This window comes from Marinibactrum halimedae (assembly GCF_021234875.1).
Classification (GTDB): Bacteria; Pseudomonadota; Gammaproteobacteria; order Pseudomonadales; family Cellvibrionaceae; genus Marinibactrum; species Marinibactrum halimedae.
Genome location: NZ_JAJQVM010000011.1, coordinates 98,623 through 121,877, shown reverse-complemented (window position 1 = coordinate 121,877; position 23,255 = coordinate 98,623). Strand labels below are relative to the sequence as shown.

The window sequence follows — 23,255 nt, the reverse complement described above, 5'->3', positions numbered from 1 at the left end:
AATGTGTATTTTATGCCCATAAATCGAGGAGTGAGGTGCTTCTCTTATTATGGTTATCATTTATTATGGTTATCATTTATTATGGTTATCATTTCTTGTGCTTACCTTTGCACTTTTTCTTCGATTTTTTGAACAAACTCGTCGGTTAAGCGTAAGCTCTGTAGCAATGGGTACAGGTTTTGCTCTAAATTGACGTTGAAGTTGACCGCTTGCCCTTGGAGTTCATTGGGGTTGCGACCCTTTAAGGATAGCCCCAGCAGTAGTTGGCCATCCGGAGAGAAGGCAACATCGCTAACAAGGGCATCGTATTCAAAGTTATCCAGCATCCGCAGTGCCAACCCCAGCTCTTTGCTATTGGCAGCGAGAGCATCTGTGGCATGTTGTGGGTAACGAATAAAGCCCCCAGGCTCTCGAGCCTTTAATTGGCCGGATGGAATACTGATGCCGGCATCGCTCCACTCCATATTCAGATCACCATCCACAATACCGTCGGCATCAATCTCTTGTTGTTGCAGTGACATCATATCTTTTAGGTGTAGCCCTTCTAGCGACACTGTAAAGCGGTTGAGTGGCTTTGCCAGGTCCAACTCGATAAGCTCTGGCGTAGACACTTTTCCTCCTAAAACGTCTCCTTGAAATTCCGTTACGTGAATGAGTAAGTTATCCACAGAACGTGCTTCCGGTAGGGCGGCAATCAGCGTCATGTCAGTCAGTTCAACGCCCACATGTACTCGTTGAGCATGGAGAGTGAGTGGTTTCGTGGTGCGAAATTCAGACAGTCCTGTCACGCTATTATTGAGGGTCACTGTATCGAAAACCATATCGTCGTAGAGCCCTGTGAGTGCTGAAACCGATAAGTGGCTTTCGTGTTTCCACCCAGAGGTGTTATCCAATGTTGAGTCAGAAAGGGTTAGTGCACTGTTAATGGCAACGTCGCCGCTAACAAAGCCGAGTTTATTGAGTGCTAAAGGCACATAGTCATGTTGTGCGTCGAGTTTATCGAGGGATTTTGCCAGCGTGAGCCATTCGTCGTAGGCACGAGAAAGATCGTTCACTTCAAAAGAGGAATTAATGTTCCCTGTAAAACGTTGGCTAGAATTGGAATGGAGTTCACCCACATTACTGATTTGGGTATTCAATTGTGGAACATTCACCGTGTGGCTGAATTGATAATGCTTTTGTGTTTGTGCAGCAAACACGGTACTTTCGATCATCGGCAATACAACAAATTCTTCGTTTGTGCCTGGTTTTTTTCTTTGTGCGTAGGCACGTAGATTCGATTCTGCAGTGGTTGTTATTGACCATTCCCTTTTATTTTCTTTTGTATTCTCAAAACCGACAGATGTTGGCCCAACACTCAGTGTTGGTTGGATTGCGCCTATTGGGTGGGAAGGTATCTGCTCCTGATGATCATGGTTTTGGGTGAGTAAAAGCTTGGGTAGTTGTACTTCTAATGACTCGAATTCCATTGTGAAAGAGTGGAAAGCCCCTTCTTTTGACAGATTCAATTCTATTTCCCAGGGTGGCGCAGGGTGATTATCACTGGTTTCGTTGGGTAATTGATGAAATGACAAGAAAGAAGGCGAATCGAGTCCAAACACGGGGGTGTTTAACCATTGATTCCACTGGTCGCCGTTAAACGTTGTGGAAAATAAAAAAGTGTTATCCGTATGTGGGCTGCCCTTTAATTGCAAACGCTGAGGTGATGCACTGAGTTCGGCATTCAAATTCAGATGAGTTGTATTGATCAGGGGGGAAAATTCTCCTTTCATTTGTATATGCAGATCTGTGTTTAAGGCAAACCATTTTTCCCAATGGGGCAGTGCTTTAAGAGAAGGCATAATTTCCATTACGCCGTTTATTGTTATGGAAGCTAAGTCCAACTGTGCTTGATTAATGAGTGTCAATAGCGTGATTGAAGATTGTTTCTTTGAGTGTTGTGCTTTCAGTGGTAACACCACAGATTCAAGCCACTTTATATAAGGATGTTCTTTCTGTTCCTGTGCTGGGAGTGAATGTAGAGCGTTTTTTAAAAGCGATAATAATGTCTCTCCGTTCAGTCGGGCTTGAAATGATATGGCCTTCGATGAGGGTAAAGCTGAAGAAGAGGGAATATTCGTTTGAGGCTGCTCAGGCGGTGAGGGGAGTGCCGCATCAATACTCACTAATGTTTGTCCTTTATGTTGAAAAGAATAGGTGGCATTAGCGATTGTAGAAGTTGAGGTATTAAATTTAACAGACGCTTGGTGAAGTGTTTCTAAAGCGTCAGCGTTGATTTCCGCTTCAATCGATTGAGGGGTTGAATGCCAATTTCCTGAGAGGGAGAATGTTCTGTCTTGCCAAGTATTGAAGAGTGTTTGTATGTCAGTGTTGGAATGAGAAAAAGTCGTGTTGCTGTCGTTTAAAACCATTTGCCACTGATCAATGGAAGCGTCGTGAATCGGTAATTGTTTTAATAAGTCTAACGCCCATTGCTCAATCGTAGAATCTGGTAGCGACAAGTCATTATTCGGTACGTGGTGATATGAAGTGTGCTTTTTATGATGAGGAGCGCTACTTGTTGTGAGCCAAGTTATGAGCCACGAATCCCAGCCGGTATCAATATTGAGTGACAGAGATTCTATGTGGGCTGTTTGTACTTTTGTGTGTGACCATAATTCAGGCCACATGAAATTGAGGGTTAATGATTCAAAGTGGAGTGAAAAGTCTAAGGGAGGAAGCTCAGGAATGGGTTGCCACTGACTAGCGCTAGCTTGGCCATCAGAAATATAAATATGCCCAGTTTTGAAGCCCGACCAAAGACCTAATTCCACTGTAAAACCATTGAGCTCCACAGTTGAAATCCCTTGTTCTGCTAAGGCAATACGCAGAGATTCTGTAGCCAATTGTTCCAGATAGAATCGCAACCCTGCGAGTAATACCAAAATAATGGCCGTAAGGCCGAGTATGATTCTTCCAATAACGGGTTTTCGAATAACAGCTTTTCCCATAATGCGTCGCAGCGTTGCCCTTTTTTATCAGCTTTACATTGGTCGTAAAACCAGTCTAACACTGATTATGGGAAGGTGTTGATGACAATGGGTGCTCTTTGCAGAGAGGCTGGGCGATGAAACGACAAGCGTGTAATTTGCTAGTTAATCACATGATGATTTTTGGCATTATCTACCGTATCCGCAACGGAAATACCGAGCCGATCTGTTACTTTCCCATTGAATGTTCCCTTGGCATTGAATTGATTATAGAGCCGTCGCCAATCGTCCCAGCGTGGGTAAACGTTACGGGGCATGTCTTCACCTTGGAAGTAATTTAAATCCAGGCCCCAATGTGGACGGCTATCAAACTCGGTAAACATCACCTGTTGATGTTGTTGAAAATACGTATCAACACCATACAACCCTTGCAGATTAATTAATTCCATCATGGCAGTTGCACGGCCTTCCATCATGGCGATATGGGCATCAGAGGGTTTTACAAAGCGAATAGCCACCGGGGCGGATTGCACAATGTTGCGGGTCTTGAGTGACGCCACTAATTCAAATTGGCGTTCCATGGCGGGAATAATATCATCCAGAGTAAACGCGATCTCAATGGCATAGACTTCAGTACGATTAATTAAACCAATGTTAAACACGCGGTGGCTGATATTAGTGTAACTGTCATCAACTTGCGTGCGTAAAGCCGTATCAATGGTTGAACTGGCAATTTGAGGGGCTAAATTGATGGCGCCTTCCACCACCGGTTGAAACGCAACCGCGATGGCTTGCAATATTTCTGAACCTTGTACGGCCCGTTGACGATCAACCGGAAGTGGTGAGTAAGACTTCCAGCGCTGGGTGAGTAGAACATTATAATCAGAACGCTGGCTAGAGTGATGCTCAGGGCTCTGTACAGTGGGGTAAGGGTTAACCTGCAATTCGTAGTAATCCGGCTCAGTGCCGCCAGGATTCAGAGGTCGGCCTTCTACTAATCGGGTTAAAAATCCATCGCTTGAGGTAATGTTACTCCAGGTGGTCAGAGTGCGGTTTTCGTTTATCCAAAAGGCAGGTTCTAATTGTAAAATATAGGAATACACAATCCCCATTGAACCGATACTGACTTTCATTGCTTGGAAAGTTTCATCATCTTGAATAAGACGAACGGGGATGTCTGGGTTTTCTGGCAAAAAGCCAGAAAATCGATGTGGATTTGTAATGCCTTGGGTGGGTTCAATTTGTAATACTTCACCACCATTGCTGACGACTTGCATACTGAGCACAGTGGATTCAATTGGGCCGTAGTCCAAACCCGAGCCATGGGTTGCGGTCATTACTGCGCCGGCAATGGTTTGCTCATCCCAGCCTCCCAAGTTGGGAAACGCCATACCAATGCCTTCAAAGTACGTGTTTAAATCTCTTAAAGAGGTGCCACTTTTAACGCGAGCAATGTTGGGTAGGTTAGGGTTGCGGAGTTGTGAATTGTCCAACTCCAGTGGCCCAGTCAACAAAGGTGGATACAATAAAACTTCTTTGGTAACGGCGATGTCTGAAGGGGAATGGCCGGAGCCTGTCATACGGACTCGTTTACCGGCATCTTCTGCAGCGATGACAATCTCAATTAATTCTTCAATGGCGCTTGGGTTTGCATAAAATTCAGGCTCAACGATTTCTGTACCCCACACGTTTTTAAACACAGGGCCAAACATGCCCACTGAATAACAGCCGTAAAAGAGTAACCCACATGCACACAATCCAGACAACAAGACACTACGAGTAATATTGTCAGCCATGACGAATTCCGGGAAAACTGTAGGGTAATCATTGGCGTTTAAAATAACACGCCAAACACATAACTACTTAAAGATACAAACAAAGAAACAGAGCTAAAAAATGAGGCCTATTCGCATTCTGTACCCTTATTATGAAGGATATTTCCAATACTGTTCAACAAATTAACAAAAATTAAGCGTATAAAATTGTCTACACGGTTAATGATCTCTTTGGGTACTGATATGGGTGTAAGTTCAAATCCAAAGTTACTATTCATCAAGACAAATTTCAGACGCTGTGATTACAAGTGTAATGTTTAAAATTCACACAGTTTAAACATTAAGTATTAAAAAAATCTTTTTTCAGAAATTATAAATTCTAAGCTGACGCTTCTTTTCTCTTGCTTTAATAAAAAAGAATTCACAGGTAACAACAAAAGCTCAGTTCAAATAGCCGGCTTTTCAGATAAGCTGCCTTACAGCTGGTTTGAGATACGGTTTATGAATTCATAATACCATATTGATGCTGTTTTTATAAACAGTATTTTTTGAGGGAAAGAGATTGTACGGTATATTGTGTTGGTTGGTTAAGTTTTATTCGGATTGTGCCATGGGGGCTTAGCTTTTAGGTGGTGCTAATCATCGTGATGCTAAAATTGTGATACCAACCATTTTAAATCTGATTATTAATGGAGATGCGGTGGGTGAAGGTTCAATATTTAATTTTTGTTTTAATGTCGATATTTATGGTCTCTGATGTCTTTGCCCAGAAAGAAGGTGAAGAGAAGGCAGAATGGAAAGCATTTTTTGATAAATATAACACGTCCGGAACGATTTTGGTTGTTGATGATCGTTATTCTTCGGGGAGTATCGGTGTTTATAACAGAGTGCGTGCAAGCAAGCGTTACTCCCCTGCTTCGACTTTCAAAATTCCTCATACCCTTTTTGCTTTAGATGCCGGATTAATTAAAGATGAGTTTCAGGTATTTCCATGGGATGGTGTGAAAAGAAGTTTTGAGTTGCATAATCAAGATCAAAATCTTCGATCCGCAATGAGGAATTCTGCACTTTGGGTTTACGAAATTTTTGCCAAAAAACTAGGTGAAGAAAAAGCACAACGTTATTTACAAAGAATAAATTATGGAAATATGGACCCTAGCTCAGAGCAGGTGGCTTACTGGGTAGAAGGAAATCTTGCCATTTCGGCGTATGAGCAAGTTGCGTTCTTAAAAAAGCTGTATCGAAATCAACTTCCTTTTCAAAAAGAGCATCAACTTCTTTTAAAAGATGTCATGGTAGACGCCGCTGGCAGTAACTGGATTTTACGTGCAAAAACGGGGTGGAAAGGTCGCTACGGTTGGTGGGTAGGTTGGGTTGAGTGGCCAACAGGCCCAGTCTATTTTGCTTTAAATATCGATACCCCAAATGGCTTTAAAGATTTGTATAAGCGTAAGGCAATTGTTAAAGAAGTACTTATTTCTATTGGTGCCCTTATGCCTAACCACTCTGCCATTTCGAGCTGAAGCTTTGAAGGTTAAACAGGTTTATTTTGAATTAACACAATTCATCAAGTTAATCATGCATTGCCGCTTCTGAGCAAATGGCCAATATCAGTGTGGTACTAGAAAGTCTTTTTAGATGTGGTCACTCTGAAGTTGTTGTTGCGTTTGATAATAAGGAGCCCACATTCAGTATAGAGCGCCACAACGGGCAATTTCAGGCTATTAATGAAAATATTAAAAAAAACCTAATTAAATTCCCCACTATTAAAGATGTGATTGTTATCGTAGGAGCAGCGCATTTGGAAAAATTAAAACCCAATTGGGAGCCTCACCATGAGAAACTCGATCAACCAATTTATACAAAAAACCTGGGAGGTGCAGATGTATATTGCTATACCACCCTCAGCGATAATAAACCCTTCAACTATGATGATTCTATTCCATAATGTTTTAATGGCATCTATGCAAGTGCAGAATAAGCTCTAGATATAGTCGTGTAGATTGTTCAGTGTTTCTATTGAATAAACAAGTTGGGTAGCCGCATCACTGACCGCCAATGGACAAGTGCGTTACGAACTAAAAACACCGTATCGCAATGGCACGACCCATGTGATCTTTGAGCCGCTGGGCTTTTTGCCAAGTTGGCCGCGCTAGTACCCAAGCTGCGAGTCAACCTCACACGATTCCACGGAGTCTTCGCACCGAACAGCAAACACCGTGTTCAAATCATACCGGCCAAGCGCGGCAAGAAGCCCGACCCAGAACCGTTCGATACCGACTGGCATGACAAAAGCCTTGCAGAGCGACATCGTGCCATGACTTGGATGCAGTGTCTCAAACGAGTTTTCAACATCGACATCGAAGTCTGCGAACACTGCGGCGGTCAGGTCAAAGTGATTGCCAGCATTGAAGACCCGAAGGTGATTGAACAGATTCTCAAGCATCTTAAGCAGAAAGCAGCCAAGACGGATGCTGCCAAGCAGCACGAATTGCCGCGAGAGCGAGCGCCACCGCTGGTCCCCAACCTGTTCGACCCATCTCAGAGCCGTCTATTTTATTAACGACTTCAAAGCCTACACTGCCAGCTTTCACAGCGGCCGGTGGGGCAACTTACATCCAGCGAACCATCAGCTAGAGACTTTGCTGCCAAGCCGCACCTCATTAGAGCGATTTGGGTTGTTCCGACGGCGAAAATTGGGATTTGAACGGTAAACGAGAGAAGGGATTTCGGGTATGGTGCTTCACAAGAAGTGCAAAAAGGTGGTTTATACTTCCTATACCTCGTCACCCTCCTTATCGTTCTCACTCTGAGTCGGTTTACCACTTGTGGGTATGAGAAAGGCCATCCTTTAGTGAGCAGTTTATTCATAGATGTCACTCGATCTGTTATCACTTTCTTGTGAAACTCATTAGAAGTAAAAGACCAATTAATAGCACGTTTTTGTGTGATCGTTAATCAATGACTTAAGTGACAGACTTCTCCTTAGCTTTCGGTATTCATAGAGGAGGTGCTCAGAATGTGGGGTACCGACTTTATTTTCTGCGAAATGAGAGGGGAAGTGGAATGGATGGGGTATCGAATAATTCAACGAACGAACTTTGGATGTTTGGTTCTGCAAGTGTAAGGGTGGATTCTAATGGTGGTGTACGTGAAGCGACACAAGAAGAAATAATTGCAGAAACAAAAAGTTTCCCGGCTGCGATGATTCAAGTTTTGAATATCGGTGCGGATCTTCTACGCTTTGATGCGAATGGCTATTACAAAGATGATGTAGAAAAAATTGCAGAATTATACAAACAAACGGTTAAGAGCACAGAAGAAATTGCTACCCAGAACTAGTTTATATATTGGTTATCTTGAAACGAGCAATTAACTTCTACGGTGCATAGCATATTCTAAATAATTCGGATTTCGCTATAAAAATCGCGGTTAAGGCTAAAACCATTTGCTTAGAAGAGCTTAGTGAAGCGTGCCAAGAGCTGAAATCGCAAAATGGCCGGTAGAGGTAACAAATATTCATTATCAAGTTAATAAAAAGGAGTAACTCCAATGTCAGGAATCGATCCATCAGCTAAAAAATCACCAAGGCCATCAAATTCAGGATCAGATGTTAACCAAACGCAAGCAACTGAAAAAACGACGCCTTTAGAGGGGGCAAAAGTTCAAAGCGGCAGTGACATTAAGAGCGCGAACGTGGAAAAACCCCGATTGATGTCAAATCCAACTAATACTGAAGGCCCGAGATTAGGCAAAGGCACAGCCGTATCACCATCAATTAACGGATCTAGTACGATAGTAACTAATTTTAAAATTGGGCCAACATTGAATCCTGGAGATACATCTAGGGTTAGAGATAAAATAGGAAAAGAAGCTTTAAATGATGAGGATGGAGAAACCTTTTCTGACCAAAGGCGAGTGATGCTCACTCGGATGGCAGATAAAGTATTTAAAGGTAGCAAAGAAGACGATGGTAATCTTATTTCAGAGATTGATCATTATGGCAGGCTAACCTCTTCTCCTGAAAATGGAACATCGAATAAGATGGAAAGGATTGGGTTAAGATTAACAAATAACTTATCAACGCCTTACTTGCGTGATAAGAAGACAGAAGCAGTTGAGGATGTCTATGGTAAACTATACGACAAAGTACGCAAAGATTACGGAAAAAGCTCTGAAGTTTCTTTCGGCGAGGATTATGTATTTGTAAATTCAAAAGAGGCAAAAGATAAATTAGAGGTAATGTCAAAAAAAGGTGGATTTTTATCCAAAATTAAAATTAAGAGTTGTTTTGAGATTGAGCCTGGACTATGTATTCTTTGCTTCGATAAAGGAAAAGGAAAGATAGATGATGGTGATTCAAAAAAACAACCGTCGGAGGTATTCAAAAAAGAAATCATTCCCCTCTTTGGACTAACACCTTCTATTCGTCAAGCGACTAAATACCTATCGAAAAATTCAGCACTTGAACTTCCAGATATTGAAGAAATTAATAATAACAATTCAATGAAAGCTATAAAAGAATCAGAAAATATTCAAAAATTGAATTCAGTTGATAATGATTCACCTTTAAAGCCTATGGCCAATATGGTTTTAAATATTGTGACCGGGCTTCCGGATATAAATAGAAATAAAAATCCATTGATTAATGAGGCTCTTTCAGGTATTAAGGTTATGGTAGATTATTTGGCCACTTGCGTGCAATCCCCTCAGGAGTTCGCAAGAGGTGTTGGCATATTAATTGAAGAGATTGATATGTTATTAACAGTTGATAAGCCATATACAGATGAAGATTTTGATAATGCTTCTGCTGAACTAAATAGAGTGAGGCTGCCATCTATGGCGGGCTGTAAAATGTCGACAAAAATGCGTGCAAGTGGAATGGATGCATTAAGTTCAGCAATTTACTATGCAAACAAGTTTCATAATTCTAGTGAGGAAGCACCGCAGTCATTTTATAACGTAAATTATTTTGAAGTAAATATGCTTTTGGAAAAAATGGCAAACCCTGATATAGATAGCCCAATAATTATTTCATGTTTAAACTCCAGTACACCTATTGAAGAAAGAGACGATGACAAACTAATAAGTGAGGTAAAGAAAAAATGCAAGAGTCAAGAGAGTGTTACCTTAATATTAGATTCGACAATACAGAAAAACATTAATGATCTAGACGATCTCCTGAGCAAGATGAAGGATGAAATCAGCGAAGGAAAGCTTAATATTATTTTGTGCCAGAGCTATCAAAAATACCCTTCTCTGGGCACTGGAAAAGTAAAAGCTGGAGCTATTACTATTATTAATAACGGAACTGATAAGTGGACTGAACTAGAAGATATTGTTGATGTTGGTAGTAAATCTCTAGCAAAAATGGAGAAGCCAGAATCACAACTGATGACACATTTTTTAAAAACCGCAGCGGATAGTGAATTTGAATTAATTAAACATGCGAGTAAAAATTCTGAATTTATGCATAAATATTGTGCTAATACACTTGGGGAAGGTTCAATTTATATCAACGGTTTACCTTTTGTATTGTTAGCAGATAAATCCGACATGCTTTTAAACTATCTCAAGTTTAACAAAATTGTTGAGCGTCGTGATAGTTTTGGTTTTTTACAATCTTCCTTCTTAGAGGCTCAGGATTACAAAGACAATTACTATGTGAGAATCAACCTAGGTAATGAAAGCGAGGCAGATATTCTTCAGCAGTTTTTTGCTGTAGGGCACCTATATGGTGAGTTTGGTGATAACATTAGTGATTGTGATGAGCAAGGTCCGGATATTATGAAACAGACAGAGGCATTTTTAGAAGTCACTGAAGATATTGACTGCTCTAAAAGGCATTTGGCAAAAATACTTAATATTATTCCAACTGAAGGATTCAGCCTCCCAATTGAGAAAATAAAACATTGCATTAATAGTGATGAAAATTTAAAGCCTAATGAAAAAAAAGATCTCGTACAATTTGCTGAGCACTTTAGTGCGTTTTACAAAGGCAGTGATAGCAACAAAGCAAAAGAATATCTAGATTTTATTCATATAAATAGACATAACATTGTAGTTTCTTATGCGAAATTGGCTCTTGAAGTTATTGGATATAGAACTGTTGTAGAAGATTATCTCTTGTTAAAGAATGTTGTTATGGAAGCAATTTCCGGAATTAGGGATGGTAAGGCGACTGAAATTGAAAGAACTATAATTAAGGAATGGAGTAAAGGAATTCTTGATTCAGATCAAGATGATGAGTATGTAGATAATAAAGAAATCAACTTGTTTTATAAAAAAGTAGGAGAAATGCCGGTCGAATACAGACTTGAGATTTTTAGGGACATATTAAACGATGATAGCTTAAAAAAATTTGGCAATAAGGTTAAAAATAATGTGATTAAATTATTGTTTAATGGTGCTGAAGGGATTGATGTATTAAACGTTATTAAACATAAACAGAAGCGTGATAAAAATTGCAATGATGTTCTAATAATGGCGCTTGATATATTAAAATCAAAGGCAAAACCACAGGCAGAATCAGATAAAAATTGGTCGGCTTCGCAACCGGAAAAATTTATATATGATTATACCGATGGCCTGATAGGTTTTATGCAGAATCAAAGTGTACAGCAAGGTTCACCAAATAGTTCTAAAACTGAGACAGTTATAGACTTAAGCAATGAGATTCATGCTTTAGAAAAAGCTTTGAAAGGGTGAAAGAGCTAATTATTCCGGCATCTTGGTAGTAATGTGTAAGCTGGAGAATAAGAGGTGCGTATTTTACCCTCTTGAACAGAAATTTTTTGAATGCCATGCAGTAAGCATGCCTTCAAAGAAAATTTTTTGCAGTTGGTGCTTGGTTTCAGACAGTCGTTCATTCATTTTTTGGAGCGAAGAATTTGACATTAAAGTTGTGGGGTAGATGGGTAATCCAAAAAACATGGAGAGTGAATGTGTAGCCCGCTCATCTAAAATGCAAAAGAAGGTGGTAGAGATGAATTCGTTTACCAGTATGCTCAATTAGTTAGTTAGCGCTGATAGCATAGTGATTTACCGATTTCAGACACTAATAGAAGTGTTATGACACGATTGGTTACCCCAAGTAACTCAAGCTTTACACCTGTATTGCGATCTCTATGACTACATCGAAAATATTATAGAGACGCACCTCTAGCTAATGAGTTGTTATTAATTTTAAGAGCTAATTTAATGGAAATAAGATACGAACTAAACCTATTGTTAAGTGCAATAGGTGAAAAATATTCAATTAGGGATCTCGTGCTAAACGAAAAAGGAAATGTATTTCTATCGGTAGACGGGAAAGTAGACTTTGGTTTCAGTACATTTGATGAGTACGGCTATGTGAGGATGTATGGGCAAATATCCGATCTTGGCGTAAACATTAAGGAAGATAAAATGACTGTGATTTGCTCTCTACTGTCTGAGAATATTACTGGTTTTCATGCTCCACATTTAAAGTGGAGTTATGTCTCAGACGAAGATATCGTGTATCTTGTGAGGGACTTGGGTGAGGCTGAACTTAACATTGATACATTTGAGTCATTAATTAATGATTTTTTATTGGATTGTGAAAGTGCTAAATCTAGGCTTAACACATTAATAAGTGATAGTAATGCAAAGCAAGGGGAAATACGGGAAACTTTTATGGATAGTTCGATATTGTGGGTATAAGTTACGAATTTTCATCTTCATAATATGACACTACCATTTTTATGGTATGGCATATGGGTACTCTTATTTGGGATTCTCTAGACCTTAATTGACACATTTAATATGTTTATTGTGTGTCAACTGAGGTCATCCTTACAAAAAATGTCAGTGTTCTAGACCTTCACTGGAAGTATCAAATATCTAACCCAAAATTTGACCATTTACTTTGGCGTTCATCTATCTCCGAAATTGCGGTTTTAAGGAATTCCTCAGCGGCTCCTTGGCGTTTTTCTTTAACTGGCTCTACAGTTGACTGCTTTTGTAACTCACTTGCTTTAAGTGCGCCTTTTAGTTCGTTCAACTCATTAGTTTGTGTGATTATCGTTTCAAAGGTTTCAGGGTTTTCACTGTTTTCATAAAAATCTACCCAGTGTTTTATACGCTCGCCAATAATTTTAATAAAATTATCTGCTTCATTTTGCTGAATTCCTTGACTTAGATGTTCGTTGACTTCGGTGACGAACGACTCATGGTCTTGCATTACTCTTTGAAGCTGCTTTTGTTGAGGGTCGGCATCATCTAGCTGAACATGAACCTCTGCACCTTTGCGCCGAATGCCTAAATCCTTACCCTGTCGATCCTTGAAACCTATAATCTCTTTAATTAAACGATCGATAGGCAGTCCTTTATTTATGTCAATGTCTCTTAGCCCTTCCAGCACATCTAAGATAAAATCTATACCCTTGATTTTTGCTTCTGCGATTAAATTCATTGACCAGTTTTTATGTTTACCTTGACTAGTTTCGATCGATTTCATGACATCTCCGAAACGTTTGTACAAATCCTTAGGCTCTCCTTTATGCACATTTTCTCGGTGTATACCCCATCTTCCTCCTGAGCGACCTAACTTCAAAAAATTAAACGTATGTTGGATACATCGATCAAATGCCCCGAAGCGATTGTAAATCTTACCGGTGAAGCCGGACTCTGGGTCGGCATGAGTGCCTGTTGGATTGATGAAATTGGGCATGCCAGCCGTTTCCCATTTCATAAAAAGCTGCTGCTGATTGTTATTGTCCTGATCTTCTAGTTTATTGAAGAGCAAGCACCCTTTGCCTGAGGGAAACTTGCTACTAAAATCTTCGATGCCGAGCTGAGCGGCTTGGAGTGGTTTTCCAGAATTAGATAAAGCATTTTTAATGCGATTTGGTAGATTAATTACGCCACCTGCTAACCCTGTGTTACGAAAGTACGCTTTTTCTTCTGATCGTTCGTTAAAGTGTGTTGACGCCCTGCCGTAAGTATTGGGAGCACTTTTAAGAAACTTAAATAACTTTCCATCAGGGTCTTCCATTAGCATACTACCGCGATTGAGTAGAATAGCCTCATGACTGTTATCTGCGTTATCCTTAACGGCCTTCGCTTGTAGAAACCATGAAATTGCGCGTGCACTATCCAGATTTGGTGAAACGGTTTCATCTACACCGACTTCAGACATTACCAAGGGTCCACCATTATAATCTTTGAGTTGATTTAACCTGGATACAATTCTTTCCCCCATATTGATATACGTCTTCATTTCGTTCGCTGAGACCTTGCTGTTCAGGTCGGTTCTGTATTTCTCCATTATATCTGCAATCGACTTTTGGCCGCTTGGTGTGTCAACGTTTTTGCTCAAGATTCCATTCTCCATCGGCGCTCCAAGCTGACTATGCAAGTTTTTGACTTGCGCTTGCTTACTACCAAGATCACGGAAAGCATCTGCGAGTTTGGCCATTCCTAAAACGGGCAGCATCAAGGCCTTGCTGCCAACATAAGCGCCTGCGATCAGTGTTAACGCGGGAGGAGCCAAAGCCAAACCGAGAGTTACCTTCCCCGAAATATAGCCTATGTCTTTAATCCGGTCGCTCAATCGTTCTAGGCCTTTCGCTTGCGGAGGTTTAGGGTTATTACGGGTGATATCAATAAGCCCTTGTTTCTGGGCTTCTGAGGCTCTTGCTCTATGTGCTGGGATAGGGATTGTCATAATTTCTTACTCAATCTTCTGATTTCTTAGTGTGTTATATCCCTCGGGCTTTACACGCGAAGGAAATCGTTGTCTGTGTTGATCGTGGTCGTGGGTTCTGTTTGCATATTGGCCTCAGCAATAAAACTTTTCCAATTCTCGGCAATTTGTAAAAAATGTGCACTGATGGTCGCCAACTCCTCACCATCAAAATCATCCATTGGCATTTTGTAAGCCAGGAACGCCTCTTGGGTATCGGAGTTAACTCCCAGCGTTGCATCACCCGTCGCGGACCAAAAAAGATTACCCTCAAGTAATGCGCGATAGATAAACAATTCGGCATGTTTCTCGATTGAGCCGAGTGAGGCGCTGAGAATAATACCGTCATGACCTGAGCCATTTTCGTAGTATATTGTGAATATGATTCCCTCAATATTTAGCTCAACAGGACTTGTTAAGTTTACCTCTGTGGTAACACCCAAATGTTTGGCGAGCTTTTCCATTAAGTTTTCAAATTGTTTTGCCATTGATACTTTCCTAGCAATTAAATCGTATTTACGTACTTAAAATCTCCAAGTTCATGGAGTTGATAGATAAAGAAATCTTTCTTGCGTTTTGCGAAATTCTAATAACTAGTACCGAAAATGCTCAAAGCGATAGTCAAGATTTTTAGCGATATATGATTATTGCTAGGGAGCCCTGTAAGAGACTCTAGAGAAAGACAAAGAATGGCTGCTTTTCTAAAGGCTTCCATTGTAAATTTTCGGAATATGGTTTTTTGAGCCAATATTTCAATGCCTTTAATTCGCGTCATGAGTTCAGCCCGACGCATATCCGGGTTGGAAACGGATCTGTCGTGAAGCTCTTTTAATGAAAACCGTTCGCCATTTTCATTCACTAAATGTTGCGAATTTAAATACTGCTCGGTTTTTGCACGTTGCTGTAAATAGCTGTGTTTGGCATAGGGGCTGGCATAGCAGTGTTTTCCTGAACGAACGATGCCAATATCTCGTGAAAAAGATTCAATAGTGTGTTTGCGCAAACAGCGTAATTGTCGTGACCACCATTTTTTACAGCACATACGGTTAACGCAGGCACTGATGCAGTCTTGATGTTGTTCCGGTGTGGATGGTTGTAGAGTATACAGCTCGACTAATTCAGCGCATCGCCCATAAATTTCATACCAATCGTTATTGAGAAACGTTTTTACGTCCTCACATTGTTTGGCGCGTTTTTCGGCGAAGGTTTGAAGGGCGTCATCATCCATGGAAACGTTGAAATCATGAATGTTGAGGCGCTCATCCCACTGGCGCAAATTGATATTGGCTTGAACGTGATCGCTGTCTTCAGCAATGCGTTTGTAGGCGCTAGCAAGTGGAAGCGCAAAGAGATTGTTACGTTCGAAAATCTTCTTTCGAAAGCGATGGCAATCTGGGGTTCCGAAATGGGAGGTTTTTTGGGAGGCAAGCTCAAAAGCTTGTGACGAATCCGTGCCAATTTGGACGGAAAAATGACCCAAAAGGGACTTATTCTGACCGCCACTGACCAGATATTCATGAGAGGGGTTTTCGCTGCAGGCCTCGTCATCCGTGGCCTGTAGCGGTCTGAGGTGGTCGGTGACTACCCCGGAATTTGGTGGAGGCGGCGGGATTTGAACCCGCGTCCGTCAGCGCTCCGCCTTAAGATCTACATGTTTAGATCCGTTTATTGATTTAACTCTTAGCGGCCCAACGGGCAGGGCGAAAAGAGCGATCCTGATAAGAGTTTAACAGCTCCACCCCAGGCAGATTTTGCTGCGATCCTGTTCTGTATGACGGGCGAAAACGCGGTACAGGCACCTTGTTATCGACCGTTAGCCTTAAGCGGCTAAAGCGTAAGAATCGTCGTTTGCGACTATTCAGATGCAGCTTTGGATTAAGGTGATTGGCTGCCATCACCACATGCACTTAAGGTTTTGTCACCGGCGTCGAATCCTAATCGCCCCCGGAGCTGAGAAATACTCAGCACAACTAACCTAAGCCAACAATGTTAGCGAGTATTTTTTGGAATGCAAGGGCTTCGTGCGCTGGTGTGGGATTTTATTTGTTCTGGGCAAAGAAAACCCAGTTGGTGGTGATGTTATCGCAAACAATGATATTGCTGTTTAGTGGAAAGCATTGGTCAATATTTTTCGGCAGTGCGGATGTGTAAGTGCTCTTAACGCCAATGTTGGCTTTATCCTTTTTTAAAAACTCAAACATTTGCTGAGTGCGTTCATGAAAAGGGGTGTTTTTTTTTCCTGAGTTTCTTTCGCTTTGCAAAAATGTGTGTGTAAATTTGGTGAAACTCATTGTCGAGGCTCCCAATCCAATCGATAACATTTTTTGAATGTAAATTGTGTAAGCGTCTTGTAAATATTGGCGTTGTTCGTCTTTATTGATTGGGGCGGGTTTTAAAGTGAGCTGATTTTGTTTTCCAAGCGCACCGCTATTGAGTGCCTTATTTTGCAGGTTTGTTGTTAGCGGGTAGCGTTTAAATATGCTGCCCCTTTGACAGTGAATTGCCCTTTTTTTCAATACACAGTCTGTGAGATTGTGTTCGTTTTTTCTTGTCTTTGTTTTTGATGCACTTGTTTTTAATGCGTTTGTTTTTGGCGGAGTAATTTTATTAGCTTGTGGTGTAAAGTTGATTGAGGGGGCGGCTTTGGGTTTTTGGCTATTATTGCGGGTTTTACTTTTTGGGAGTGGGGCTTTGGGAAGTGCTATTCCAAGTCGCTCTGCATGTCGTTTCAAGAGAAGCCTTTGCATCTTGGGATTGTTATTGCGAAAGTCTTGCAGGTTAGGTAATGAGTTGGGGCTTTTGGCCTGGATGTTACAGTAGGTTTTTTCTAATTCAGTTTGGGGTTTGCAGGCGAGTGTGGGTGTTGCGTACAGGCTGAATAAAAAAGCGATAAAAAGGAGTCGCTTGGTCATTCGAGGTTGTTGATGGGAAGAGTATCGGCAAGCGGTCATTTTGTAATAATACTGTTTAAGCTGACCGCCACACCTCTTCATTAAAATAAGCAAAAGCTTTTTGCGGAAATGGAGAAGATTGCGTCAACATATTGTATGAGTTGCAGAGTTGCAATGAGGGCCAGTAGCGCTTCATACTCAAGTTAGAGATGGAGAACGGAGGCCCCGTCATGTCTCGTGTATCGTAATGGTAGGTGATTACCATTTTGAAGGCACTGTCATGCAGTAACGATTTACAGGTATTGAGATAGTCTTCACGCATTTCTTCGGGGAGGGCAATTAAAGAGGCACGGTCATACAAGGCATCAAATTTGATGGTATGACGAAAATTGAAGAAATTTCCCACAAATAATGTGATCGATTTTTCGACGCAACGGTATTCGGTGAATCCGTCGTGGGTGTTACTGACAAAGGTGAGTGTGTTTTCTTTAAAAAAGTCGGTCGCAGCAATTTCAGAAAGTTCAATTCCTGTTACTCGTAACCCTTGGTCGGCAAGCCAGATCATGTCTTTGCTTTTTCCGCATAGAGGAACGAGAACTTCCGATTGGGCGGGGAGTTCCGGCCAGTGGTCGATGAGAGCAGGGTGAACGTGGTCTTGATGGAAACCAATATCGTTCGTCTGCCATTTTTGGTTCCAAAAATCAGATTTCATGATGCTGAGTCGCCTGAGTCTCTTTTACTGAATCTACTTATGAGCACAGTAAAGACCGCAAGTTTGCCTTAATCGTTCCGCATGAGACGTTGTTTCTGGCGATTCCAGTCACGTTCTTTCTCAGTATCACGTTTATCGTGAAGCTGCTTCCCTTTGGCAACTGCGATCTCGCATTTTACCATGTGCTTCTTCCAATATAGTGATAAAGCGACAACAGTGTGACCTTTTTGTGAGATGGCGTCTTGAAGTCGGCTGAGCTCTTTACGATGCAAGAGTAGGCGGCGTGTTCGGGTTGGATCAGTAACAAAATGAGTTGAGGCTGATTGAAGTGGTTGAATGAGTGCCCCTAATAACCAAGCTTCACTATTTTTAAAGATGACATAACTGTCGACTAATTGGCCCTTCCCTGCCCGTAAGCTTTTGACTTCCCAGCCTTGCAGCTCTAAGCCCGCCTCGATCTTTTCATGAATATGATAGTCAAAGCGTGCGCGTTTATTTTGGACAATGGTGTTACTGCTGATTTTTTTCGGTTTCTTAGCCATGGCGGCGGATTATAGCGAGTAAGCTGCTGAATGGGTATGAGAAAATGCACAGGGTTATAATTTATGCGGGCGGTTGGTTAGGGCTGTGAAAGGGTGGGCAACACAATGCTGCCCGATTAGTTTGTTTTTTAGCCAATAATGCTTTGAATAAAGGTCGCTAAGATCAGGAGCGGACAAAAGAATTTCACATACACAGGCCAGATCTTCCAAAACAGGGATTGTTCTAGGTGAGGTGAGCCTGCTTTTAATGCATTCAGCAAGCTATTGCGATGCCAGATCCAACCTACAAAGACACACAGTAAGACGCCGAGCAAGGGTTGGCTATAAACCGTAGTGAAATCAATCACCAGTGTAAACAGCAATTCGAAGTTAAGTAAAATTAGGGCGGAGCATACAAAAATAACTCCGCCAATTAACCAGGTTGCTTGGCGACGTGTGGCGTTGGTTTCTTCGCTGGCCAGAGATACCGGTACTTCCAGCATAGAAATGGAGGAGGTGAGTGAGGCAATGGTCATCAGTATGAAGAAAGCCAGGGCTACATAAGGGCCGATTCCCCCCATAGAGTTAAAGAGGGAAGGAAGTACCTGGAATATTAAATCTGGCCCCGCGATGAGAGTGCCGCTTTCAGAGAAGATGGAAGTGCCATGGGCTTGAGCTACGTAAATGGCGGGTATGATCAGCAAGCCAGCAATAAAGGCGATTCCTGAGTCTGTTAGTGTGACAATGGCCCCAAGTTTGGGTAGGTCTTCTTTGTCACTTAAGTAGGAGCCGTACACCAACATGGTTCCCACCCCAAGTGACAATGAGAAAAAGGCTTGCCCCATGGCATCCAAAATCAAGCTTGGTTTGATCTGACTGAAATCAGGGATGAGATACACCTTCAACCCTTCTTTAGCGCCATCTTGTGTTAATACATAGAGAATAAGGGCGACTAAGATCAGCATAAGCATTGGCATTAGGCGTGTCGACCAGCGCTCGATGCCTCCTTGTATACCGCTGGCTATGATGGCGATGGTCAGCACCATAAAAATACCCATGGCAATGATATTACGGGTAAAGCCAAAGCTGGTTAGCCACTGGCTGGCTTCGTTCCATTGGAAAAGGTCTGTTATTGAGGCGCCAAGGTAGGTCATCATCCACCCTGCAACGATACCGTAGAACGCCAAAATCAGACTGGCAACGATCACCCCATAAACACCGATAAAGGTTCCGAGGAAGCGGGTGGGTTTGCTTGGGGCGACATGGCGTAAAGCGGTAACAATGTTAGCGCGTGCATGACGACCAATCACTAATTCAGCCATCAGGGCTGGGTAGGCCAGGCAAAAGGCTAACAAGAAGTACATCATTACAAAGGCTGCGCCACCATTACTGGCGGTTTGGGTAGGGAACCCCCAAATATTTCCAAGTCCAATAGCGGACCCCGCCGCAGCCATAACAAACCCTGTTTTAGACGAAAATTGTTCTCTGGAGGCCATGAGTCAGTAGCTCTTTTTGTTGTAATAAAAATTGTTGTAATAAAAATGGGGTGAAAGTGCACTTGGCGTTGTATTGATGTACCGATACGCTCGGGTAATTAAAAAATACAACGCAGTCATGCTGGTCTGTTAAATCAGAGAGATACTGAAGAATTTATTCAATACCGTATTAATGAACACCAGCAATAGGATGGCTGGTATAAATGTACCCAAGGCGAAATTGGTGTATCGCTCTAATAGTGAGTTGCGATATTGGGTGTTTCCTGTCTCTAGCTCGGCATTAAGCTGTTGTTTTTTCCACCGGTATACCACCAATAAACAGATTAGGAACCCGTTAAGAGGTAAAATTGTGTCGTAAAACACATCAATGACTAAATCGAAAAAGGATTTGTTTTGGCCGCCGTAGGGGATAAAATTGGTGAAGAAATCCACCATGCCAAATGATACGGCACAGGCAATGGAAACAATAACCATGGTTGCCCCTACAATAGCCAATGCTTTATTGCGGGGGTAGCACTTTTGATCCATCAGCCCGGAAACAGGGACTTCAATGATGGAAACCAGTGAGGTAAGTGCGGCGAAAAACACCAATAAGAAAAAGACGGCAGCCACAATGCTTGCGCCAACATAGCCGACGGATGCTTGCATTGAGAGAAAAATTTTCGGTAAGAAAGTAAAAATCAGAGATACAGATGAGTCAGACAATTCGGCGGTATTGGTGTTGGGATTAAAAGAAAAAATGGCTGGCAATACCATTAAACCTGCAGTGAAGGCTACGCCGGTATCGGCAAGCGCAATCATTTTTGCGGAGCCAGAAATGTTTGCTTTTCGATCCATATACGAACCGTAGGTAATTAAAATACCCATTCCAAGGGATAGGGAGAAAAACGCTTGCCCCATTGCGCTATTGATTACTTGAGGTGTGATCTTGGAAACATCAGGAATCAAATAGTATTTCACCCCAGCCATGGCATTTTCGCGGGTTAATACAAAGAAAACTAATAGTATCAACATGATGAATAGAGACGGCATCATAATTTTAGCGCCTCGCTCAATACCATCTTGAACGCCTGAGTACAGAATCACGCCAACAAACAGAGTGATGACGATAAGATAAACAAAAATATTTCCGCTATTGATAAATGTACCGAAATATTCCGGTGAAGTGAGCGCTTGTAGATTACCCATACAGATCGCAACAAAATACCCGAGTATCCAGACGGTAATGACGGAATAAAATACAGCAATCATGTAAGGGGTGATCAGAGAAAGCCATCCGGCGATGGACCAGCCCTTATGGTTATTGGAAAAATGTCGATATGCTCCCAGAGGCGTCTTTTGGCTATTTCGCCCTGCGGCTAGCTCAGCCATCATAACCGGCAAACAGATAAAAAACACAAAGATGGCATAAAGCAATAAAAATGCGGCGCCCCCATTTTTAGCGGCATTAACTGGGAAGCCGACTAAGTTACCAATACCGACGGCAGAGCCTGCGGCGGCGAGAATAAACCCTAAGCGCGAGCCGAATTGTTCACGATTTGCTGTCACAACTACCTCGTTAATATCATAATAATTTGGCCCGGATACTATCAGTTTTGCAGAATGCTGTCCTTTTCTGTCCTGCACTATTACTTGGCATCACTTTATTGGGCTTTTAAAATCGATGTCTTAAATGGCCGTGCAGTGTATGGCTTTTGTAGATAGACGTATTGGAATTCATGTGACTCAAATTAATCGCAGTGCGCTTGTTCATTATTCGTGCGAAAAAATGTTTGCATTGATCAATGATATTGAGAAATACCCGCAATTTATGGATGGATGTATCGAGGCAAAAGTACTTCAATTGGGTGAAAATTGGCTGGAGGCACGATTAACCTTGGCCAAGGCGGGTATTCAGCACAGTTTTATCACCCGTAATCAACTGAGGGGTCCGTATGAGATGACCATGACGTTGGTAGAGGGGCCATTTAAAAAACTGGTGGGACAATGGCAATTTCATGCACTGAGCGAAGAGGCGTGTAAGGTGTCTTTAGTATTGTCGTTTGAATTCAAAAGCCGTTTATTGGCAATGGCAGCGGGAAAATGGTTTGAGTTGATGGCGAATAAGCAAGTTGACGCTCTGTGTAAACGTGCTAAGCAAGTTTATGGCTAGGTGGTGCCTATAAAATACACCTGGGGTGGTAAAATAGAGGGAGTGGTAAGTAGATAGAAAGCGACACTCATAAGCTACGCATATAAGAAAGTGACAAACAGAGGATGAATCGGTAAGCGACGATGTCAGATATAGAAATGATTACGGTGGAGGTTGCTTATGCTCTGCCAGACAAGCAGAGAATTATCTCATTATTAGTAGACCCCGGTACAACCGCACTGCAAGCTGTTGAGCGTTCGGGCATAGAAAAAGAATTTCCTGGAATTGATCTAGCGACAGCGAAAATGGGTATATTTGGACAGGCATTGGGTACGAAGGGTTTAAAAACAGCCAAAGAGCATATTCTTCACCACGGTGACAGGGTAGAGATTTATCGTCCGTTGATTTCAGATCCGAAAGAGGTTCGGCGTAGGCGAGCAGCGAAGGCTGAGGCGGCTTCTAAGCAGTAACTTCACAGATTTTTTGTTACTTATTCTGCTTTTTCGCTTTCTTTTTTGTTTTAATGGGGCGAGCAAGCCATTTAAAGTGACTTGCTTGTTATTTAGGTGAATGAGCTTCTTTGGTTGTGGATGTTATTTACCGGCGGCGATTGAATCTTGAGCTTCTTCACCCATTTCTTTCATTTCATTAGGTTTATTACTCGGTGGCGTCTTAAGTTTTGGTTGTAAATTTTCAGGCAGAGTGTACTCATCGCTAACGTGAACGTGTGTTAGTTGATCATTTTCAAACAGTGCATATAAGCTGCGCTGATAGGTTTTCCCTCTTGGGTTAACGAAACTGTAGTAGTAATCCCAGCGGTCATGATTAAAGGGGTCATCAATCAGTGGCGTTCCTAGTACATAGCGCACTTGTCGCTTAGTCATTCCCATCTCAAGTTGGTCTACCATTTCTTGGGTAACCACGTTGCCTTGTTGAATGGTGATTCGATACACGCCAGGGAACTTCAAATAGGAACAACCTGTGCCTAACGCTAACAAAGCGGCTGCGGCGAAGAGTGTTAAATAAGGTCGATTCGGTTTTCGCATAGCAGGGG

General features: G+C 41.9%; 18 protein-coding genes, 1 other RNA gene and 1 pseudogene. 8 read left to right on the top strand and 12 right to left on the bottom strand.

The genetic code is table 11. From position 1 onward, the window contains the following. Positions 1 to 101: 101 nt before the first annotated feature. Together LU351_RS08450 and LU351_RS08445 are read right to left on the bottom strand one after the other, a co-directional pair. On the bottom strand, positions 102 to 2,990 hold the full coding sequence (locus tag LU351_RS08450; RefSeq protein ID WP_232593626.1) for an intermembrane phospholipid transport YdbH family protein: 2,889 nt from the start codon (positions 2,988 to 2,990) through the stop codon (positions 102 to 104). A gap of 140 nt (positions 2,991 to 3,130) precedes the next feature. Further along, complete coding sequence (locus tag LU351_RS08445) at positions 3,131 to 4,765, bottom strand: FAD-binding protein (RefSeq protein WP_232593625.1); 1,635 nt, start codon at positions 4,763 to 4,765, stop codon at positions 3,131 to 3,133. 683 nt (positions 4,766 to 5,448) lie between these two features. Between LU351_RS08445 and blaOXA the strand changes: the two genes are divergently transcribed. The 6 genes and pseudogenes from blaOXA to LU351_RS08415 all read left to right on the top strand — a co-directional run bounded on the left by blaOXA (position 5,449) and on the right by LU351_RS08415 (position 12,427). Then, the gene (blaOXA, locus tag LU351_RS08440; RefSeq protein ID WP_232593624.1) at positions 5,449 to 6,267 is read left to right on the top strand and encodes a class D beta-lactamase; all 819 of its coding nucleotides are present in this window, start codon (positions 5,449 to 5,451) and stop codon (positions 6,265 to 6,267) included. A 77-nt stretch (positions 6,268 to 6,344) separates the two neighbouring features. Beyond that, on the top strand, positions 6,345 to 6,692 hold the full coding sequence (locus LU351_RS08435; RefSeq protein WP_232593623.1) for a hypothetical protein: 348 nt from the start codon (positions 6,345 to 6,347) through the stop codon (positions 6,690 to 6,692). Between the two features lie 97 nt (positions 6,693 to 6,789). Next, positions 6,790 to 7,307, top strand: a pseudogene (locus LU351_RS08430) (transposase); the annotation flags it as partial. Positions 7,308 to 7,810: 503 nt separating this feature from the next. Beyond that, on the top strand, positions 7,811 to 8,086 hold the full coding sequence (locus tag LU351_RS08425; protein WP_232593622.1) for a hypothetical protein: 276 nt from the start codon (positions 7,811 to 7,813) through the stop codon (positions 8,084 to 8,086). A gap of 210 nt (positions 8,087 to 8,296) precedes the next feature. Beyond that, entirely contained in the window at positions 8,297 to 11,452 is a 3,156-nt protein-coding gene (locus tag LU351_RS08420; protein ID WP_232593621.1) for a hypothetical protein, read from the top strand. Between the two features lie 492 nt (positions 11,453 to 11,944). Then, positions 11,945 to 12,427, top strand: a complete 483-nt coding sequence (locus LU351_RS08415; RefSeq protein WP_232593620.1) for a hypothetical protein — start codon at positions 11,945 to 11,947, stop codon at positions 12,425 to 12,427. A 172-nt stretch (positions 12,428 to 12,599) separates the two neighbouring features. Here the strand turns inward: LU351_RS08415 and LU351_RS08410 are convergent, their stop codons facing one another. The 9 genes from LU351_RS08410 to LU351_RS08370 form a co-directional block, all read right to left on the bottom strand. Beyond that, entirely contained in the window at positions 12,600 to 14,432 is a 1,833-nt protein-coding gene (locus LU351_RS08410; RefSeq protein ID WP_232593619.1) for a hypothetical protein, read from the bottom strand. A gap of 50 nt (positions 14,433 to 14,482) precedes the next feature. Further along, positions 14,483 to 14,938: a type III secretion system chaperone gene (locus LU351_RS08405; RefSeq protein WP_232593618.1), complete on the bottom strand. Its 456-nt coding sequence runs from the start codon at positions 14,936 to 14,938 to the stop codon at positions 14,483 to 14,485. A gap of 98 nt (positions 14,939 to 15,036) precedes the next feature. Beyond that, positions 15,037 to 15,930, bottom strand: a complete 894-nt coding sequence (locus tag LU351_RS08400) for a replication endonuclease (protein WP_232593617.1) — start codon at positions 15,928 to 15,930, stop codon at positions 15,037 to 15,039. Between the two features lie 114 nt (positions 15,931 to 16,044). Beyond that, positions 16,045 to 16,396, bottom strand: a transfer-messenger RNA (tmRNA) gene (gene ssrA, locus LU351_RS08395). A 93-nt stretch (positions 16,397 to 16,489) separates the two neighbouring features. After that, the gene (locus tag LU351_RS08390) at positions 16,490 to 17,362 is read right to left on the bottom strand and encodes a hypothetical protein (protein WP_232593616.1); all 873 of its coding nucleotides are present in this window, start codon (positions 17,360 to 17,362) and stop codon (positions 16,490 to 16,492) included. A 55-nt stretch (positions 17,363 to 17,417) separates the two neighbouring features. Continuing rightward, the gene (locus LU351_RS08385; RefSeq protein WP_232593615.1) at positions 17,418 to 18,053 is read right to left on the bottom strand and encodes a class I SAM-dependent methyltransferase; all 636 of its coding nucleotides are present in this window, start codon (positions 18,051 to 18,053) and stop codon (positions 17,418 to 17,420) included. Positions 18,054 to 18,121: 68 nt separating this feature from the next. Beyond that, entirely contained in the window at positions 18,122 to 18,595 is a 474-nt protein-coding gene (smpB, locus tag LU351_RS08380) for an SsrA-binding protein SmpB (RefSeq protein WP_232593614.1), read from the bottom strand. A gap of 128 nt (positions 18,596 to 18,723) precedes the next feature. Further along, complete coding sequence (locus tag LU351_RS08375) at positions 18,724 to 20,070, bottom strand: sodium-dependent transporter (RefSeq protein ID WP_232593613.1); 1,347 nt, start codon at positions 20,068 to 20,070, stop codon at positions 18,724 to 18,726. Positions 20,071 to 20,199: 129 nt separating this feature from the next. Next, entirely contained in the window at positions 20,200 to 21,618 is a 1,419-nt protein-coding gene (locus LU351_RS08370; RefSeq protein ID WP_232593612.1) for a sodium-dependent transporter, read from the bottom strand. A 139-nt stretch (positions 21,619 to 21,757) separates the two neighbouring features. On the opposite strand from LU351_RS08370, the gene LU351_RS08365 reads away from it, so the two are divergent. Together LU351_RS08365 and LU351_RS08360 are read left to right on the top strand one after the other, a co-directional pair. After that, positions 21,758 to 22,222 carry a type II toxin-antitoxin system RatA family toxin gene (locus tag LU351_RS08365; protein WP_232593611.1) on the top strand — a complete coding sequence of 155 codons (465 nt, stop codon included), beginning with the start codon at positions 21,758 to 21,760 and terminating at the stop codon, positions 22,220 to 22,222. A 122-nt stretch (positions 22,223 to 22,344) separates the two neighbouring features. Continuing rightward, positions 22,345 to 22,671: an RnfH family protein gene (locus LU351_RS08360; protein WP_232593610.1), complete on the top strand. Its 327-nt coding sequence runs from the start codon at positions 22,345 to 22,347 to the stop codon at positions 22,669 to 22,671. A gap of 123 nt (positions 22,672 to 22,794) precedes the next feature. On the opposite strand, the gene LU351_RS08355 is transcribed toward LU351_RS08360, so the two are convergent. After that, a complete protein-coding gene (locus LU351_RS08355; RefSeq protein ID WP_232593609.1) occupies positions 22,795 to 23,247 on the bottom strand; it encodes an outer membrane protein assembly factor BamE in 453 nt (150 codons plus the stop codon). Positions 23,248 to 23,255 lie beyond the last annotated feature (8 nt).

What these genes read in the sequence shown, in the direction of transcription:
- LU351_RS08365 (WP_232593611.1), top strand. Translation starts at nt 21,758, where the DNA reads ATGGCTTTTGTAGATAGACGTATTGGAATTCATGTGACTCAAATTAAT.
- LU351_RS08435 (WP_232593623.1), top strand. Translation starts at nt 6,345, where the DNA reads ATGGCCAATATCAGTGTGGTACTAGAAAGTCTTTTTAGATGTGGTCAC.
- LU351_RS08415 (WP_232593620.1), top strand. Translation starts at nt 11,945, where the DNA reads ATGGAAATAAGATACGAACTAAACCTATTGTTAAGTGCAATAGGTGAA.
- LU351_RS08355 (WP_232593609.1), bottom strand. Translation starts at nt 23,247, where the DNA reads ATGCGAAAACCGAATCGACCTTATTTAACACTCTTCGCCGCAGCCGCT.
- LU351_RS08450 (WP_232593626.1), bottom strand. Translation starts at nt 2,990, where the DNA reads ATGGGAAAAGCTGTTATTCGAAAACCCGTTATTGGAAGAATCATACTC.
- LU351_RS08420 (WP_232593621.1), top strand. Translation starts at nt 8,297, where the DNA reads ATGTCAGGAATCGATCCATCAGCTAAAAAATCACCAAGGCCATCAAAT.
- LU351_RS08405 (WP_232593618.1), bottom strand. Translation starts at nt 14,938, where the DNA reads ATGGCAAAACAATTTGAAAACTTAATGGAAAAGCTCGCCAAACATTTG.
- smpB (WP_232593614.1), bottom strand. Translation starts at nt 18,595, where the DNA reads ATGGCTAAGAAACCGAAAAAAATCAGCAGTAACACCATTGTCCAAAAT.
- LU351_RS08360 (WP_232593610.1), top strand. Translation starts at nt 22,345, where the DNA reads ATGTCAGATATAGAAATGATTACGGTGGAGGTTGCTTATGCTCTGCCA.
- LU351_RS08390 (WP_232593616.1), bottom strand. Translation starts at nt 17,362, where the DNA reads ATGACCAAGCGACTCCTTTTTATCGCTTTTTTATTCAGCCTGTACGCA.
- LU351_RS08445 (WP_232593625.1), bottom strand. Translation starts at nt 4,765, where the DNA reads ATGGCTGACAATATTACTCGTAGTGTCTTGTTGTCTGGATTGTGTGCA.
- LU351_RS08410 (WP_232593619.1), bottom strand. Translation starts at nt 14,432, where the DNA reads ATGACAATCCCTATCCCAGCACATAGAGCAAGAGCCTCAGAAGCCCAG.
- LU351_RS08375 (WP_232593613.1), bottom strand. Translation starts at nt 20,070, where the DNA reads ATGGCCTCCAGAGAACAATTTTCGTCTAAAACAGGGTTTGTTATGGCT.
- LU351_RS08385 (WP_232593615.1), bottom strand. Translation starts at nt 18,053, where the DNA reads ATGAAATCTGATTTTTGGAACCAAAAATGGCAGACGAACGATATTGGT.
- LU351_RS08425 (WP_232593622.1), top strand. Translation starts at nt 7,811, where the DNA reads ATGGATGGGGTATCGAATAATTCAACGAACGAACTTTGGATGTTTGGT.